The following is a 17,320-nucleotide window of genomic DNA, read 5'->3' as shown; positions in this document are numbered from 1 at the left end:
TATGCGCAGTTCGTTGCGCTGAAAATCGCCAGCGCGGCGGCACTTGCGGGCGCTTCCCTCAGCGAACTGCGCATAATCACGCGGTGTGCATAATTGCGGTTATGGAGACCTCTGCATAATCGCAAGAACTACCTCTTCGTCGGTTCCCAGGCAGGCGGCAAGGCCGCCGCCATTGCCTACACCCTGATCGAAACGACCAAGCTCAACTCCGTCGATCCATACGCCTGGCTCGCAGACATCCTCGCCCGCATCCCGGACTACAAAATCACCAAGGTTGATGAACTGCTGCCGTGGCGATGGAACGGTAGCGGTCAGGCCGGACGTTTACCAATTAACTGGAAGAAAGTGGGTCCATCGTCAAACTTCAGGACGTCCGCCTGGTTCAGGCCGGGCCGGTGGGGGTTCGACGAGAGGAGCCGGTCCGCTGAGATCGACAATGGAAAGGCAACTCATCATTGTCAGGACAACCATATCAGCTCCGCACGGCCTCGTGGGCAGCCGGGATGGGTGGATCTGCCGCGAAGAACTGGAAAAAGTCGATTTAAAAGGTCGATTGATCGTCAAACATCCTCCTCATCAAACTCCCGAACCGCCGCCCCAGTTCAGCCCGCTCCGCCCCCGTTCAGCGCAACGAATCCCCGTTCGACCCCCTGCCCGTCCAGAGTGATGTCCACGCCCGCGCCCGATCGGGTGGCCCGGATCTCGTGCCTTGTTCCGTCCAGCATCAGCGTGGCGGTGAAGCCGGGCCAGGCTTCGGGCAGGCTGGGGTCGATCTCGATGCCGCCGGGGCGGCGGCGCAGGCCCAGCAGGCCCTCGACCGTGGCGCGGTACATCCAGCCGGCGGAGCCGGTGTACCAGGTCCAGCCGCCGCGGCCCATCTTGTCGCGGGCGGCATAGACGTCGGCGGCGACCACATAGGGCTCGACCCGGTAGATCTCGGCCGAGCGCGCGTCGAGCGCGTGGTTGATCGGGTTCAGCGCCCGCAGCAGCCGATGCGCGCGGGTGCCGTCGCCGCCCCGGGCCAGCGCATAGACCATCCAGGCCGCGGCATGGGTGTACTGGCCGCCGTTTTCGCGCACCCCCGGCGGGTAGGATTTGATATAGCCCGGCTCGGCATCGGTGTTCTGGAAGGGCGGGGTGAACAGCCGCAGCAGCTGCCCGTCGCGGCCGAACAGCTGCGCCAGCGCCTCGGACACCGCATCCTGCGCCCGGTCCGGGCGGCCGGCGCCGGAAATCATCGCCCAGCTTTGCGCGATGCTGTCGATGCGGCATTCGGCGTTCCCGGCCGAGCCGAGCGGGGTGCCGTCGTCGAAATAGCCGCGGCGATACCAGGCGCCGTCCCAGCCGGATTCGTCCAGCGCCTGCGCGACGCTGGCGGCATGAGCCTCCCACGCGTCGGCGCGGGCGTGGTCGCCGCGGGCGCGGGCCAGAGGCGCAAAACTGGCGATGGTGTCGCACAGGAACCAGCCCAGCCAGATGCTCTCGCCGCGCCCCTGTTCGCCGACGCGGTTCATCCCGTCGTTCCAGTCGCCGCCCAGGATCAGCGGCAGCCCGTGCGGGCCGGTGCGCTGCATCGCAAGGTCCAGCGCCAGCGCGCAATGGTCGTAAAGCGGGGCCTCGGCCCCCGCGGGCTCGGGCTGGAAATAGCGGTCGTGTTCGCCGGGGTCGAGCTGCGGGCCGGTGATGAAGGGCACCATCTCGTCCAGCACCGCGGCGTCCCCCGTCGCCGTCACATAGCGGGCGGTGATGTGGCCCAGCCAGATCACGTCGTCCGAGATCATCGTGCGCACCCCGGCCCCGGTCCGCGGCAGCCACCAGTGCTGCACGTCGCCTTCCACGAACTGGCGGGCGGCGGCGTTGAGGATCTGGCGGCGGCACAGCGCCGGATCCTGCAGGATCAGCGCGCTGGTGTCCTGCAGCTGGTCACGGAACCCATAGGCGCCCGAGGCTTGGTAGAACGCCGTGCGCGCCCGGATCCGGCAGGCGATCGCCTGATAGGGCAGCCAGTGGTTCACCATCAGGTTCAATGCCTTGTCCGGGGTGTCCACCTGCAGGCAGCCCAGGGTCTCGTCCCAATCCGCCCGCGCCGCGGCCAGCGCGCGCTTGGCGGCGCCGTCCGCCAGCGCGGCGCCCAGCACGGCGGGCAGATCGTCGTGCGGGGCGCTGGCCAGCACCAGCGTGGTCTCTAGCTCTTCGCCGGGTTGCAGGGTCAGGTCGCAGCGCAGCGCCAGGCAGGGGTCGCCGGCGGCCTCGACCGCGGGCCAGAGGCGCAGGGCGGCGGGGTGCGACAGCTCGCCGAACCGGCCGAGAAAGGCCAGCCGGTCGCCGCAATGGGCGGCGACGGGGCGGTCGCAGGCCAGGGCGGCGATGCGCCCGCCGTGCTCGATCGAGAACGGGTTCACCGCCAAGGCCGCGTTCAGCCCGGGGTCGAAGCGGGTCTGGATCTTGTCGGCGGTGCGGCTGCGGTCGGTGCCCAGCACCAGCTCGGCATAGGCGATCAGCTGCAGCGACAGCGCCCGGCCGCTGCGGTTGCGCAGCCGCAGCCGCGTCAGCCGCGCCGGGCCGGTTTCGGCCAGGGTCATGGTGGCCTCGATGGTCAGCCAGCCGTAATCGGCGCTGAAACGCGAATAGCCCAGCCCGTGCGCGATCTCGTGCACGGCGCGCGGGTCCTCGGACAGGCCCAGGAAGGGCGAGGCCACCAGCCCGGTTTCGGGGTCGTGGATCAGGATCGCCTCGCCGGGGCGGTTTTCCACCGGGTCGTTCGACCAGGGCGTGATCTGGTAGTCGCGCGAGTTCACCGCCCAGGTGTAGGGCGCGCCCTCGGCCGAGACGTGGAAGCCGAAATCCTCGCGCGCGACCACGTTGATCCAGGGGTGCGGGGTCTGGCGGTCGCGGTCGATGCGCAGCACGTATTCGCGCCCGTCCGGGGAAAACCCGCCGTAGCCGTTCCAGAACTGCAGCGGCGAGCGCGAGGGCTCGGCCGGGGCCACCGCCGGCAGCGCGGTGCGGCGCGGGCGGTCGCGGCGGCGGGGCAGGGGTGCGGGGACCGGCGGCTCGCGCAGCCGCTCGATCTGGTCGACCAGCCGGCCGTTGCGGGTGTGCAGCACGATCCGCGCCGCCGACACCAGCGTGTCGAAACAGGCCTTGGAAATCTGGTCGCGGCGCACCGCGTGGACATGGCGCGGCACCCCCGGCCCCGCCGCCTGCAACGCCATGTCCACCAGCGAGCGGATCGCGTGCTGCAGGTCCTGCACATAGCTCGAGGCGCGCTCGTTCAGGATCACCACGTCGTGGCGCACGCCGCGCAGGCGCAGGAACTCGTGCATCCGCAGCGCCTCGCGCAGGATCGGCAGGTCGGCCTCGTTGTCGATGCGCAGTAGCAGGATGGGATCGTCGCCGGAAATCCCCATCGGCCACAGGTCGCTTTGCGGGCCCAACTCGGTGCGCCGCTTGGGCGTGGCCGCCATCGACAGGTCGGGCCAGACCAGCAGCGCGGCATAGGCGCGGAACAGCCGCACCTCTTCCAGCGAGGTGTGCAGGTGGCGCAGCTGCACCTGCGACCAGGTCCAGGCCAGCCGCAGCTCGTGTTCAAAGACCGCGTGGCGGGCGTAATGGGCGGCCAGCCGGTCGCGTTCGGCGGCGCTGTCGGCGATCAGCGTCCAGAAGATGACCGAGACGGTCTTGCCCGCCGGGATCCGCATCCGGCGGCGGATGGCGAAGATCGGGTCCAGCGTGTGCCCCTGGTTGCCCCCCAGCGCGGCGCCGCGGTCGAAGGCCGCCGGGTTGCGGATCGAGCGGCCGCGCCCAACAAAGGCGCGGCGGTCGGTTTCCGCCTCGGCCCCCGGGGTGATGGCGCCGTCGGGGCAGGCGATCAGATGCGCCAGATACAGCGGCCGCCCGTGCGGGTCGCGGGGGCGCCGCTCGGCCGCGATCATTGTGCCGCCGCCGCGGATCTCGGTCTGCACGAACATCTTGGAAAACGCCGGGTGGGCGCGGTCCGAGGCCGGGTCGTCCAGCACGATTTCGCCGTAGGAGGTGATCTCGATGGTCTTGTCCGACCCCGAGCGGTTGCGCAGCGTCAGCCGCCGCCCGTCGGCGTGGCTTTCGGTGGCGGCGATGACCTCGAGCCGCGTCTCGATGGCGTTGGCGGTCTTGAAGAACTCGGCCTTGTGGTCGGAAAACACTGCGCTGGCGCGTTCGTCCGGGCCGGAATGCGGGGAATGGGTGGCCGACCACCACTCGCCCGACTGCACGTCGCGCAGAAAGACGAAGATGCCGCCGTCGTCCTGCGCGGGGTCGGGGGTCCAGCGGTTCAGCGCGATGCCGCCCAGCATCGACCGCCCGGCCCCGGTCGAGGACAGCAGCGTCGAGAAATCGCCGTTCGAGATCAGCGCCACCTCGCGCGCGGCGCGGCCGGGCTCGTCCACCACGGTCAGCGAGTCCCCGGTGCCCAGGGTGGCGCCGCGCCCGGCCACCCGGGTCGAGGGCGCGCGGGTCACCGGGGTGATGTCGCGGGGCGATTTTTCCTGCAACAGCAATTCCGACGCCCGCACCACCGGGTCGGCGTGGAAGCGTTCGCGGTGGATGCCGTCCATCACCGTGTTGGCGATGGCCAGGATCGACATGCCGTGATGGTGGGCCATGACGTTGCGCACCACCGCGTGGCTGTCGCCCTCGCGCAGCCGTGCGGGCGAGAAATCCACCGCGTCGAAGAAGCCGAACGGCCCCTCGGCCCCCAGTTCACGCAGCGCGGACAGGTTGCGCACCGCCTCTTCCGGGCGGATCTGCGCGGCAAGGATGGTCGCATAGGGCGCGACCACGTTTTCGCCGAACGCCCGCTTCAGCGCCAGCGTGGGCACGCCGAACGCGTAGTACTGATAGTTCATGTGGTGGTCGCGGGCGTTGAAGGCGCTTTCCGAGATGCCCCAGGGCAACCCGTGCGACTTTCCCCATTCGATCTGCGCCTGGACCGCCATCTGGTTGGAATGGTTCAGGATCCCGCCCGGCCGTTCCTTCAGCAGCAGGGGCGGCATCAGATATTCGAACATGCAGCCCGACCAGGACAGCAGCAGGCTCTGGTGGCCCAGTGTGGCGAAGGGGCGGCCCAGCCGCGTCCAGTGTTCCTTGCGGATGTCGCCCTTGGCGATGGCCAGGAAGCTGGTCAGCCGCGCCTCGGACGCCAGCAGGTCATAGGAGCTGTCATCCAGCTGGTCGTCCAGCGGCCGGTAGCCGATCGACAGCAGCATCTTGTCGGGGTGGATGAACAGGCCGAAATCCATCTCGAACGCCAGCATCCGGGCGCGCTCGGCCAGCAGCCGGGTGCGCAGGGCAAAGGCTTCCACCGCGTCGCGGCCCTCGGCGATCGGGGCCATGGCGTCGGTGGCGTCGCGTTCCAGCAGCTCGGCCCAGGCCAGCGCCTCGGCGGCCTCGCCATCGGTGGCGGCGTCCAGCTCGGCCGCCAGCCGGGCGATCTCGGCGCAGCGGGCGACCAGCTGCGTCGGCGCCACCGGGTCCGAGATGGGGCGCCCGGCGGTCTGGTCCAGCAGCTCGTGCAGGCTTTCGATGGCGCCGTCCAGCGCCCGGCGCAGCTCGCGCAGGCTGCGCCGGTCCTGCGGCAGAAGATCCAGTTCCTGCCTGAGGTTGGCCAGCGCATCGGCTACCCCGTCCGTGCGCCGCCGCCGGACCGAGGGCGCCGCCTCGGCCCAGCCGCGCAGCCCCGAGGACAGCGCGATCAGCAGCCCCGCCAGATTGCCGCTGTCCACCGCCGAGACATAGGGCGCCGGCAGCACCGCCAGCGTGCGGGTGTCGTACCAGTTGAAGAAATGCCCGCGCAGCCGCGCCATGCGTTCCAGGGTGGAAATCGTGGCCTCGATCCGCGCCAGCGCGCTGTCGAGCCCGATCCAGCCGAAATCATGCGCCGACATCACCGACATCAGGTACAGCCCGATATTGGTGGGCGAGGTGCGCTCGGCCAGTTTCGGCTCGGGGCGGCCCTGCCAGTTGTCGGGGGGCAGGTGGTTGGTGTCGGGGCCGACGAAGGTCTCGAAATAGCGCCAGGTGCGGCGGGCGATGCGGCGCAGCTCGGCGGTGTCCTCGGGCGACAGCAGCAGCCGGTCCTCGGTCTGCAGCGGACGCGAGGCCCGGTCCATGATCCAGGGCGCGGCGATCCACACGCCCCCCACGACCAGCGCCACCGGCAGCGCCACCGGGTTCAGCGCCGCCGCGGCAAGGATGGCCGCCGCCCCGATGACCGGCGAGGCGATCATGCGGCGGTATTCGCCGCGCAGGCTGGGGTCGACCTGGCCCGCCTCGCGCGCGGGGGTCCATTCCAGCAGGTGGCGGCGGGTGACGATCATCCGCCACAGTGCCCGGCCGATGGCGTCCAGCGCCGCCGCCGCCCGGTGCGCGGCGGTGGCCAGCCGCAGCCCCAGCTGGGTCAGATAGGAAATCGCGTCGCGCGCCATGTGCCGCAGGTGATAGTCCCACGACACCCCGTAGCCCGGCCGGAACACCCGCAGGTCCACCTGCAGCACCGCCACCGCCGCCACCAGCAGGACCATCAGCCCCTGCCACAGGATCGGCCAGGCCCCCGGCAGCACCAGCCAGCCCAGCACCGAGGCCGCGACCCACGCCGGCGTCACCAGCGAGCGGCGCAGGTTGTCCAGCATCTTGAACCGCGACAGGCCCGACAACCCGTTGCCCGGCCTGAACATGATCGGCAGCAGCTGCCAGTCGCCGCGGGTCCAGCGGTGCTGGCGGCTGGCCTCGGTCGCGTAGCGGACGGGGAAATCCTCGACCACCTCGATATCGGTGACCAGCGCCGAGCGTGCGAGGCAACCTTCCAGCAGGTCGTGCGACAGCACCGCGTTTTCGGCGATGCGCCCGGCGACCGCACGCTCGAACGCATCCACGTCGTAGATGCCCTTGCCGGTAAAACTGCCCTCGTCCGCGAGATCCTGATACAGGTCCGAGACGGTGAACACGTAGGGGTCCAGCCCCCGGTTCACCGAAAAGATGCGCTGGAACACCGAGGCTTCGGGGCCCGTGGTCAGCGAGGGCGTGACCCGGGGCTGCATGATGCCGTGGCCGCGGATCACCACCCCGTCGTCCGCATGGACCGGGCGGTTGACCGGATGCGCCATCTTGCCGACCAGCGCCGCCACCGTGTCGCGCGGCAGGCGGGTGTCGCTGTCCAGCGTCACCACATAGCGGATGCCCTCGGGCGGCGTGGGGCCGGTGGGAACGAAGCTGGTATTCTCGACCCCGCGCAGCAGCAGGTTCAGTTCCGCCAGTTTGCCGCGCTTGCGTTCCCAGCCCATCCAGACGCCCTCGGCCGGGTTCCACAGCCGCCGCCGGTGCAGTAGGAAGAAGCGGCGGATGCCGCCGTGGTCATAGCGGTCGGCCAGATCGTCGATGCGGGCGCGGGCATGAGCCAACAGCCGCGTATCCTCTGGCATGGTCTCCGAGGGCGCGTCGCGCCAGTCGGTCAGCAGCGCGAACGACACCTCGCCCAGCGGGTTGGCGAGGTAGTGGGATTCCAGCATCTCGGCCAACTCGTCGATGGCATCCATCGAGGTGATCATGCCGGGGATCACCACCAGCGTGCGGAACCGCGCCGGCACGCCTTCGCGGAAGTCATAGGCGGGCAGGCGGGTGGGCGGGATGGTGCGTGCGGCCAGGAACGACACCACCTGCATCGCCGTGTCCGACGCCGGCAGCGTCACCAGCGCCAGCAGCACCGCCAGCTGCCAGCCGGGCAGCTGCCCGGGCAGCGCGTAGCCGAGCAGCGCCACCAGCACCGCGGTGATGCCGACCAGCGGCAGCGCGATCAGCCACAGCCCGGCCTTGCGCAGCGGGATCGACAGCCGTTCCAGCAGCGTCGGGCGATAGGTGCAGGATTCGCGAAAGCCGCGGCGGTGGTCGCCGACCAGCAGATGCCCGACCTCGACCCGCTCGCCCTCGATCCGGCCGCCGCCGCCGTCGTCGCCTGCTGCCTGCCCGCGTTCCTCGGCGGCCGCGGCGTCGGCGCGGCCCTGCTCGATCGCGCGGCGGGCGACCTCGGTTTCGGTCAGGGCAGAACGGCGGGCGATACGCTCGATGGTGCTGCGGTAGCTGGCGCGGGTGGGCTGATCCAGGCGGTCGAACTCGGTATGCCGCGCCAGCAGGATGTCGACGGCGCTGACGCTTTCGAACCAGTCCAGCCAGTCGATGTCGCCCATGCGGCGCAGGCTGCGGATGATGTTGCCCACGGTGACGTTGCCGCTGGACTGGCGCGCGTATTCGGCCTGCACGGCGCGGTCGCCCGCCTCGGCGTCGCCCAGCCGCGCTTCCAGCGCCAGCAGCGCGGCCTGCGCCGCGGGGCCGCCGTCGCGCAGGCGATAGTAAAGCTGCGCGGCCACGGTGTCGTCGGTGACCAGCGCGCCGCTTTGCTCGATCACCGCGGCGGCGGCGCCGGGACCCTCGACCCCGGTCAGTTGGTCGGCGATGTCGTTGGCCAGCGCCCGGCGCACCCGGGCCGAGGCCACGCGGTCCGACAGCCGCCGCAGGTTCTCGACCAGCATGTAGCGCAGGAACACCGGCAGCGCCCACAGCTCGGCGATGTCCAGCGTCACCACCGACTGATAGCCGCCCAGGAACTGCGCCAGCGCGTCCTCGGTGATCTCGGAGTTGGTCAGCGCGATGAAATACCACGCCAGCACCAGGCTGCGCGGCGCGTGGCTGCCGCCCGACAGCCGCACCCGCGGCAGCCGGTTCAGGAACCCGGCCGAAAACGCCTGCCGCAGCTGGCGCAGGTTTTCCTCGACCATGTGGTGGTTGTCGATCAGCCATTCGGCGGCCGGGGTCACCGGCTCGTCCTGTTCCTCGGCCGCGACGGTCTGCAGATAGTTGTGGCGGATGGCGGACTGGTTGTCGACCAGCCGCGCGACCAGGTTCCTGGGGGCCTCGGGCAGGTCGGGCAGGGCGGTGGCGGCAAGCTCGCGCCCCGCGTCGCGCAGCGAACTGCCGGTCCAGATGTCGAAGCGGATCGGCGGCGGCATCGCGTCCCAGGCCAGCGGCTGGCTGCGGCGCAGGGCGCCGTTGGTCCCGCCCGCGCGGCTGCGCAGCCGCTGGACCGCCTGTTTCAGGCTGTTGCCGCTGCGATGGCCGCGCGGCATCCGGGCATGGTTTAATGGCATCTTCTGTCCCGTCGTGACCGTCCCCTTCTTGCAGCTGCCCCGGCATGTCCGTTCCGGTCCGTGTCGGTCCGTTCCGGGCCGCCGGGACGGGGGGCGACATCTTCCAAAGCCCCGGCGTTGCGCCCGGGTTCCCGATCCGCCCGCCCCCGCCGATCTACCGGGGCGCATGGGCGGGGCCTCTGCCCAGTGCGGGGCCTGTTGCGGGGGCGATGGCTGCGTTATGGGACAAACAGACCATTGCCCGCAAGGAATTGCCAATATGCCCGCATCGCCCGACAGCCCCGCGCCGGCCCCGATCACCGTCGCCACCAGCCCGTTTCAGGGGCAGCGACCCGGCACCTCGGGGCTGCGCAAGAAGACGCGAGTGTTCATGCAGCCGGGCTATCTGGAAAACTTCACCCAGTCGGTGTTCGACGCCATCGGCGGGCTGGCGGGCCGGGTGCTGGTGCTGGGCGGCGACGGGCGGTTCTTCAATGCTGCCGCGATCCAGGTGATCCTGCGGATGGCGGCGGCGAACGGGGCGGCGCGGGTGATCGTGGGACAGGGAGGGATCCTGTCCACGCCGGCGGCCTCGAACCTGATCCGGCTGCATGGCGCCGATGGCGGCATCATCCTGTCGGCCAGCCACAACCCGGGGGGCGAGGACCAGGATTTCGGGATGAAGTTCAACGGTCCCAACGGCGGTCCCGCCCCCGAAGCGGTGACCGAGGCGATCCACGCCCGCAGTCTTGAGATCGATGCTTACCGCACGCTGGACAGCGCCGATCTGGACCTGTCCACCTTGGGCTGCCGGCAGCTGGGCGCAACCGAGGTCGAGATCATCGACCCGGTGGCCGATTATGCCGCGCTGATGGAGCGGCTGTTCGACTTCGACGCGATACGGGCGCTGTTCGCGGGCGGCTTCACCATGCGCTTCGACGCCATGCACGCGGTGACCGGCCCCTATGCGCGCGAGATCTTCGAGCGTCGGCTGGGCGCCGCCCCCGGCAGCGTGGTGAACGCGGTGCCGCTGCCCGATTTCGGCGGCGGCCACCCGGACCCGAACCCGGTCTGGGCGCGGGAATTGTTCGATCTGATGATGGGCGCGGAGGCCCCGGATTTCGGCGCCGCCTCGGACGGGGACGGGGATCGCAACATGATCATGGGGCGGGGGGTGTATGTGACGCCCTCGGACAGCCTCGCGGTGCTGGCGGCGAACGCGGCGCTTGCGCCCGGATATGCGGCGGGGATCCGGGGCATCGCGCGTTCGATGCCGACCAGCCGCGCCGCCGACCGCGTGGCCGCCGCCCGCGGGGTGGGGATGTACGAAACCCCGACCGGCTGGAAGTTCTTCGGCAACCTGCTCGACGCCGGCCGCGTCACCATCTGCGGCGAGGAAAGCGCCGGCACCGGCTCGGACCACGTGCGCGAAAAGGACGGGCTGTGGGCGGTGCTGCTGTGGCTGAACATCCTCGCCGCCCGCCGCGAGCCGGTCGCCGCCATCATGGCGGCGCATTGGGCGGAATACGGCCGCGACTATTACAGCCGCCACGATTACGAGGCCGTCGCCGCCGACCGCGCCGAGGCGCTGATCGCGCGGCTGCGCGCGCTGCTGCCCGCGCTGCCGGGGCAGGAGTTCGCCGGGCTGCGCGTCGAATCCGCCGATGATTTCGCCTATCACGACCCGGTGGACGGCTCGACCTCGGCGCATCAGGGGATCAGGGTGATGTTCACCGACGGCAGCCGCGTGGTGCTGCGGCTGTCGGGCACGGGGACCGAGGGCGCGACCCTGCGCGTCTATCTGGAACGCCACGCCGCCCCGGGCGAGGACCACGGGCTTGCCCCCGAAACCGCGCTGGCCCCGGTGATCGCGGCGGCCGAGGCGCTGGCCCTGATCCGCGGCCACACCGGCCGAGACCGCCCGGATGTGACCACCTGACGTTCCGCCAAGCCACCGATATCGCTTCTTTCTGGCTGAAATACCCCGGGGGGCGCGGGGGCTGGCCCCGCCTCCATCCACCCGGCACGACCGCCACCGGCCGGAACCCGCCGATGCGGTCCGGGGGCGCTGGGGTGGAACCCTGACCCCCCTTGCCGGCTTGTTCCGGAAGCATCACCCTGCGGGCGAATGCGGTTTCAATCACGCGGCCGCGAGGCCGGGGATACAAGGAAGATTTCATGCGCATCGCGGTTCTTGGGGGCGACGGCTTCGTGGGCTGGCCCACCTCGCTGCACCTGTCCAGCCTGGGACATGAGGTCCATATCGTCGACAACCTGTCGCGCCGCTGGATCGACACCGAACTGGGCGTGCAGTCGCTGACCCCGATGGATTCGATCCAGGAACGCTGCCGGATCTGGAAACAGGAAAGCGGCAACACCATCCAGTTCCACCTGCTGAACCTCGCCAAGGAATACGAGCGGCTCAAGCAGTGGCTGCTGGACCATCGCCCCGATGCGGTGATCCATTTCGCCGAACAGCGCGCCGCGCCCTATTCGATGAAGACCGACCGCCACAAGGTCTACACCGTCGACAACAACGTCAACGCCACTCACAACCTGCTGGCGGCGCTGGTGGAAACCGGGATCGACGCGCATCTGGTGCATCTGGGGACCATGGGGGTCTATGGCTATTCCAGCGTCGGCGCCCCGATCCCCGAGGGCTATCTGGACGTGGAAATCGACACGCCCAGCGGCAAGAAGGGGATGGAGATCCTGTATCCGACCCGCCCCGGCTCGGTCTATCACATGACGAAAAGCCTCGATCAGATCCTGTTCCAGTTCTATGCGCAGAACGACGGGCTGCGGATTACCGACCTGCATCAGGGCATCGTCTGGGGTACCCATACCGACCAGACCCGCCGCCACGAACAGCTGATCAACCGCTTCGACTATGACGGCGATTACGGCACGGTGCTGAACCGCTTTCTGATCCAGGCGGCGATCGGCTATCCGCTGACCGTGCACGGCACCGGTGGCCAGACCCGCGCCTTCATCCATATCCAGGACAGCGTGCGCTGCATCGAGCTGGCGCTGGGCGATCCGCCCAAGGCCGGCGAGCGGGTGCGCATCTTCAACCAGATGACCGAGACCCACCGGGTCCGCGACCTTGCCCATCTGGTCGCCAAGATGACCGGGGCCGAGGTCAAGCTGCTGCCCAACCCCCGCAAAGAGGCCGACGAGAACGACCTGATCGTCAAGAACGACCAGTTCCTGGCGCTGGGCCTGAACCCCATCACCCTGCAAGAGGGGCTGCTGGCCGAGGTCGTGGACGTGGCCCGCAAATACGCCCACCGCATCGACCGCTCGCGGGTTCCCGCCGTGTCGGCCTGGACCAAGGACATCGCCCAGCGGGTCGACCACGACCCCGAGGGCCGCAAGCTGCGGGCCGTGTGATCTTGCAGGGGCTGCAACCGGACCGCCCGGCGCGGTCCGACCGCGCCTTCGTGACACTGGTCACCAACGCGGATTATGCGCTGGGCGCGCGGGCGCTGCTGCGCTCGATCGTGCTGTCGGGCACGGACGCGGACATCTGCGTCCTGCATACCGACGTGGCGGCGGCGCATCTGGCGCCGCTGTCCGCGCTTGGCGCGCGGCTGGTGCGCTGCGAGCTGCTGCCGACCTCGCCTGCGTTCAACGCCACCCATGCGCGCGAGGCGCTGCACGGCCGCGCCGCCTTTACCAAGGGCGAAAAGCCGCCCTTCCACACGCCCCTGGACAATTTCGCCAAGCTGCGGCTGTGGCAGCTGGATTACGCGCGGGTGGTGTTCATCGACGCCGACGCTCTGGTCCTGCAGAATGTGGACAAGCTGTTCGACTACCCCGAGTTCTGCGCGGCGCCGAATGTCTATGAAAGCCTTGCCGATTTCCACCGCATGAACTCGGGCGTGTTCACCGCGCGGCCCTCGCAGGCGACGTTTCAGGACATGCTGGCGCGGCTGGACGTGCCTGGGGTGTTCTGGCGCCGCACCGACCAGAGCTTCCTGCAGGAATATTTCCCCGACTGGCACGGGCTGCCGGTGTTCTGCAACATGCTGCAATATGTGTGGTTCGCGATGCCGCAGCTGTGGCGCTGGCGCGACATCAAGGTCCTGCATTTCCAGTATGAAAAGCCGTGGCAGGACCACGCGAAGGCCGACCAGTTGCGCCCGCTGATCGAGCTGTGGCGCGCCTATGCCGGCGAGGGCCCGGTGCCCGACAGCCGCGACCTGCCGGACCCGGCGTGAAGATCGCAGTCACCGGCGCCAGCGGCTTGGTCGGCCGCTTCTTGACCCGCGCGCTGGCGGCGGCGGGCCACCGGGTCGAGACGCTGCAAGGCTGGCGGCTGGGCCAGCCCGCGCCGCTCGAGGGCTGCGAGGCGCTGATCCACGCCGCGTTCGCCCATGTCCCCGGCCGCTATCGCGGCGGCGAGGGCGACGACCCCGAGGGCTTTGTCGCGCTGAACCGCGACGCCTCGCTGCGCCTGTTCGAACAGGCGCGGGCGGTGGGGGTGGCGCAGGTGGTGTTCCTGTCCTCGCGCGCGGTCTATGACGCGCTGCCCGCCGGCACGCCGCTGCCGGACGGCACCAGACCCGCGCCGCACAGCCTCTATGGCCGCATCAAGGCGGACACCGAGGCCGGGCTGGCGGCGCTTTCCCGCCCCGGCTTTGCCACCGCCAGCATCCGCGCCACCGGCATCTACGGCCCCGGCGCGGGGCATAAATGGACCGGGCTTTTCGCCGATTACCTTGCCGGGCAACCCATCGCCCCCCGGATCGCTACGGAACTGCACGGCGACGACCTTGCCGCCGCTGCCCTGCTGATCCTCGACCACGGCGCAACCGGCGCGTTCAACGCCTCGGACCTGACGCTGGACCGCCACGACCTGCTGGCCGAGCTCCGCCGCCTGACCGATTGCCCGCACCCGCTGCCGCCGCGCGCGGAGACCCCTGTCTCCGCCATGTCCTGCGAACGCCTGGCCGCGATGGGCTGGCGCCCCGGCGGCTGGCCGCTGCTGCGGAAAACCCTGCCTGCCATGCTCTCCGTTAACACCCCCTGACCGCAGCTTCTTCATCATGAAAATATCCCGCGGGGGTCCGGGGGCGCGAAGCCCCCGGGCCGGCCGTGCAACTCACCCCGGCGCCACCCCGCCCAGCACCAGGGTCAGCTCTTGCGCCGCCTGTGCGACCAGCCGGCCCAGCGGGTCCAGCCGGTCCTCGGTCAGCCGAACGGCGGCGCCGGAAATCGAGATGGCGCAGGCGGCCTCGCCCTGCGGCGACCAGACCACCGCGGCCAGGCAGCGCATCCCCAGGTTGAACTCTTCGTCGTCCAGCGCCCAGCCGCGGGCGCGGGTGCGGGCGATCTCGGCCAGCGCCGCCTCGCGCGTGCGCAGGCTTTTGGTGGTCAGCGGCGGCAGCCCGGCGCGGTCGGCCAGCGCCAGCACCTCGTCGTCGCGCCAGGTTGCCAGGATCGCCTTGCCCATGGCCGAGCAGAACACCGGCACCCGGCGGCCGGGGGGCGACAGCGCGCGGCGGATTTCCCGGCTTTCGACCTGGCTGATCGTCACCAGCTGGTCGTCGTCCAGGATCCCCAGATTCGCGGTTTCGCGGGTGGCGTCGCGCAGCCGCCGCAGCAGCGGCAGCGCCGGCGCCACGAAGCTGAGCCGCCGCCCATAGGCCAGCCCGACGGTGAAGGCGTCGCGCCCGACATGCCACAGCGCGGACGCCGGCTCGAACTGCGCGAAGCCCTGCTGCTCCAGCGTGGTCAGCAGCCGGTGCGCGGTCGAGACCGGCAGCCCCGCCGCCCGCGCCAGATCGCTCAGCCGGCTGCCGCCGTCCCCCTGCGCCAGCAGCCGCATCAGCGACAGGGCGCGGGCGACCGATTGCACCCCGTTTTCGGCCATCTCACCCTCCGTTCTTGCCGCATGATGGGAAACTCTGCCGAGGATGTCACCTGCCACGACCGCCGATGCTATGCCATGCGCAGGATCAAGGAGGGTGAGATGTCCGAATACGTCGAGCGTGCAGCTTTGCAGGTCGCGGCGCCGCTGGCCGCGCTGGTCGAGGGCGAGGTCCTGACCGGTGGCGTGACGCCCGACCATTTCTGGCGCGGCTATGCCGAGCTGCTGCGGGAGCTGGTCCCGGCCAATCGCGCCCTGCTGGAACGGCGCGACGCGCTACAGCGCCAGATCGACGACTGGCACCGCGCGCACCGCGGCCAGCCCCATGACGGCGCCGCCTATCAGACGTTCCTGCGCGAGATCGGCTATCTGGTCCCCGAGCCCGCCCCCTTTGCCATCGGCACGGAAAACGTGGACCCCGAGCTGGCGCAGCTGGCCGGGCCGCAGCTGGTGGTGCCGGTCGGCAATGCCCGTTTCGCGCTGAACGCGGCCAATGCGCGCTGGGGCTCGCTCTATGATGCGCTTTACGGCACCGATGCGCTGCCGGGTCAGGCGGCGCCGGGCGGCTATGACCCCGCGCGAGGCGCGCAGGTGATTGCCTGGGCGCGGGCGCATCTGGACCGGGTGGCGCCGCTGGCGGGGGCGTCCTGGGGTGAGATCACCGGGATTTCGGCACGGGACGGGCGGCTGGTCGCCTCAACCCCCGGGAGCGAGGTCGGGCTGGCCGATTCCGCGCAATTCGCCGGGACCGCGGGCGAGGATGTGTTCCTGCGGGTCAACGGTCTGCTGATCCGGCTGGTGATCGACCGCGCGACCGCCATCGGCCGCGACGATGCCGCCGGGATTTCCGATATCCTGCTGGAATCCGCCCTGACCGCGATCCAGGATTTCGAGGATTCCGTCGCCGCCGTCGATGCCGAGGACAAGGTTGCCAATTACCGCAACTGGCTGGGGTTGATGCGCGGCGATCTGGTGGAGAGCTTCACCAAGAACGGGCGCGAGATGACCCGGCGGCTGGCCGGCGACGTGACCTATACCGACCCGCAGGGTAATCAGGTCACCCACCCCGGCCGCGCCGTGCTGCTGGTGCGCAACGTGGGCCATCTGATGACCACCGATGCGGTGCTGCTGGACGGGCAGGAAACCCCCGAAGGGATCATGGATGCGCTGGTGACCGTCGCCGCGGCCATGCATGACCTGGGCGAAGGCGGCGGGCGCAACTCTCGCACCGGCTCGGTCTATGTGGTCAAGCCCAAGATGCACGGCCCCGAAGAGATCGGGTTTGCCGAGCGGCTTTACGGCATGGTCGAACGGATCCTCGGCCTGCCCGCCAACACGGTGAAACTGGGGGTGATGGACGAGGAACGCCGCACCTCGGCCAACCTCGCCGCCTGTCTGGAACAGGTCAAGGACCGGGTGGTGTTCATCAATACCGGCTTTCTGGACCGCACCGGGGACGAGATCCATACCTCGATGGAGGCCGGGCCGATGGCGCCCAAGGCAAGGATGAAGGACCAGCAATGGCTGGCCGCCTATGAGGCCGGGAACGTCGATGTGGGGCTGGCGCTGGGGCTGGCCGGGCGCGGGCAGATCGGCAAGGGCATGTGGGCCAAGCCCGACGACATGGGTGAGATGCTGGAAGCCAAGATCGGCCACCCGCAGGCCGGGGCGAATACGGCATGGGTGCCGTCGCCCACCGCCGCGACGCTGCACGCGACGCATTACCATCAGGTGGCGGTGGCGGCGGTGCAGGAGAGCCTGCGCAGCCGCGCCCGCGCCAGCCTGGACGCGCTGCTGACGCCGCCGCTGCTGGCCGGCGAGAACCTGTCCGAGGCCGAGATCGCGCATGAGATCGACAATTCCTGCCAGTCGATTCTGGGCTATGTGGTGCGCTGGGTCGATCAGGGCATCGGCTGTTCCAAGGTGCCCGACATCAACGACGTGGCGCTGATGGAGGATCGGGCGACGCTGCGAATCTCGGCCCAGCATCTGGCCAACTGGCTGAAGCACGGGATCATCACCCGGGCGCAGGTCGAGGAATCGCTGGCCCGCATGGCTGCCAAGGTCGATGCGCAGAACGCCGGCGACGCCGCCTATCGGCCGATGGCGCCGGGGCTGGACGGGGCGGCCTTCCGCGCCGCGCGCGACCTGATCCTGACCGGGGCCGAACAGCCCTCGGGCTATACCGAGCCGCTGCTGCACGCGGCGCGGCGGGCGGTGAAGGCGGGCGCGCGATAGGGTTTGGCGTCGGACCGGGGGCTTCGCGCCCCCGAGCCACGGGATATTTGTG

7 protein-coding genes and 1 pseudogene are annotated in these 17,320 nt (G+C 70.2%); 6 read left to right on the top strand and 2 right to left on the bottom strand.

What is annotated here, in order from left to right:
• Nucleotides 1-120: 120 nt before the first annotated feature.
• Nucleotides 121-300 (top strand): annotated as a pseudogene (locus BUB57_RS17180) (transposase domain-containing protein); the annotation flags it as partial.
• 302 nt (nt 301-602) lie between these two features.
• Here the strand turns inward: BUB57_RS17180 and BUB57_RS13925 are convergent.
• Nucleotides 603-9,176 (bottom strand): glycoside hydrolase family 94 protein, encoded by an 8,574-nt coding sequence (locus BUB57_RS13925; RefSeq protein ID WP_143159735.1) that lies wholly within the window; start codon nt 9,174-9,176, stop codon nt 603-605.
• A 259-nt stretch (nt 9,177-9,435) separates the two neighbouring features.
• Between BUB57_RS13925 and BUB57_RS13920 the strand changes: the two genes are divergently transcribed.
• The 4 genes from BUB57_RS13920 to BUB57_RS13905 all read left to right on the top strand — a co-directional run bounded on the left by BUB57_RS13920 (nt 9,436) and on the right by BUB57_RS13905 (nt 14,190).
• A complete protein-coding gene (locus tag BUB57_RS13920; RefSeq protein WP_073068063.1) occupies nt 9,436-11,094 on the top strand; it encodes an alpha-D-glucose phosphate-specific phosphoglucomutase in 1,659 nt (552 codons plus the stop codon).
• Between the two features lie 239 nt (nt 11,095-11,333).
• Nucleotides 11,334-12,548, top strand: a complete 1,215-nt coding sequence (locus BUB57_RS13915) for an NAD-dependent epimerase/dehydratase family protein (RefSeq protein ID WP_073068061.1) — start codon at nt 11,334-11,336, stop codon at nt 12,546-12,548.
• The gene (locus tag BUB57_RS13910) at nt 12,548-13,378 is read left to right on the top strand and encodes a glycosyltransferase (protein WP_073068084.1); all 831 of its coding nucleotides are present in this window, start codon (nt 12,548-12,550) and stop codon (nt 13,376-13,378) included. Before BUB57_RS13915 ends, BUB57_RS13910 begins: the two co-directional genes overlap by 1 nt.
• Nucleotides 13,375-14,190, top strand: coding sequence for an NAD-dependent epimerase/dehydratase family protein (locus BUB57_RS13905; RefSeq protein WP_073068059.1), 816 nt, complete (start codon nt 13,375-13,377; stop codon nt 14,188-14,190). Before BUB57_RS13910 ends, BUB57_RS13905 begins: the two co-directional genes overlap by 4 nt.
• A gap of 72 nt (nt 14,191-14,262) precedes the next feature.
• On the opposite strand, the gene BUB57_RS17270 is transcribed toward BUB57_RS13905, so the two are convergent.
• On the bottom strand, nt 14,263-15,033 hold the full coding sequence (locus BUB57_RS17270; protein WP_073068057.1) for an IclR family transcriptional regulator: 771 nt from the start codon (nt 15,031-15,033) through the stop codon (nt 14,263-14,265).
• Between the two features lie 99 nt (nt 15,034-15,132).
• Here BUB57_RS17270 and BUB57_RS13895 point away from each other — a divergent pair, with 99 nt between their 5' ends.
• On the top strand, nt 15,133-17,268 hold the full coding sequence (locus BUB57_RS13895) for a malate synthase G (RefSeq protein ID WP_073068083.1): 2,136 nt from the start codon (nt 15,133-15,135) through the stop codon (nt 17,266-17,268).
• Nucleotides 17,269-17,320: the final 52 nt, after the last annotated feature.

This window comes from Paracoccus solventivorans (genome assembly GCF_900142875.1).
Taxonomy (GTDB): Bacteria; Pseudomonadota; Alphaproteobacteria; order Rhodobacterales; family Rhodobacteraceae; genus Paracoccus; species Paracoccus solventivorans.
Note: the sequence above shows the minus strand (reverse complement) of the source record. Positions and strands in the feature narration are given on the sequence as shown.

Bases quoted from the DNA above. Each gene is read 5' to 3' on its own strand.
- BUB57_RS13925 (WP_143159735.1), bottom strand. From the start codon at position 9,176: ATGCCATTAAACCATGCCCGGATGCCGCGCGGCCATCGCAGCGGCAAC.
- BUB57_RS13920 (WP_073068063.1), top strand. From the start codon at position 9,436: ATGCCCGCATCGCCCGACAGCCCCGCGCCGGCCCCGATCACCGTCGCC.
- BUB57_RS13915 (WP_073068061.1), top strand. From the start codon at position 11,334: ATGCGCATCGCGGTTCTTGGGGGCGACGGCTTCGTGGGCTGGCCCACC.
- BUB57_RS17270 (WP_073068057.1), bottom strand. From the start codon at position 15,033: ATGGCCGAAAACGGGGTGCAATCGGTCGCCCGCGCCCTGTCGCTGATG.
- BUB57_RS13895 (WP_073068083.1), top strand. From the start codon at position 15,133: ATGTCCGAATACGTCGAGCGTGCAGCTTTGCAGGTCGCGGCGCCGCTG.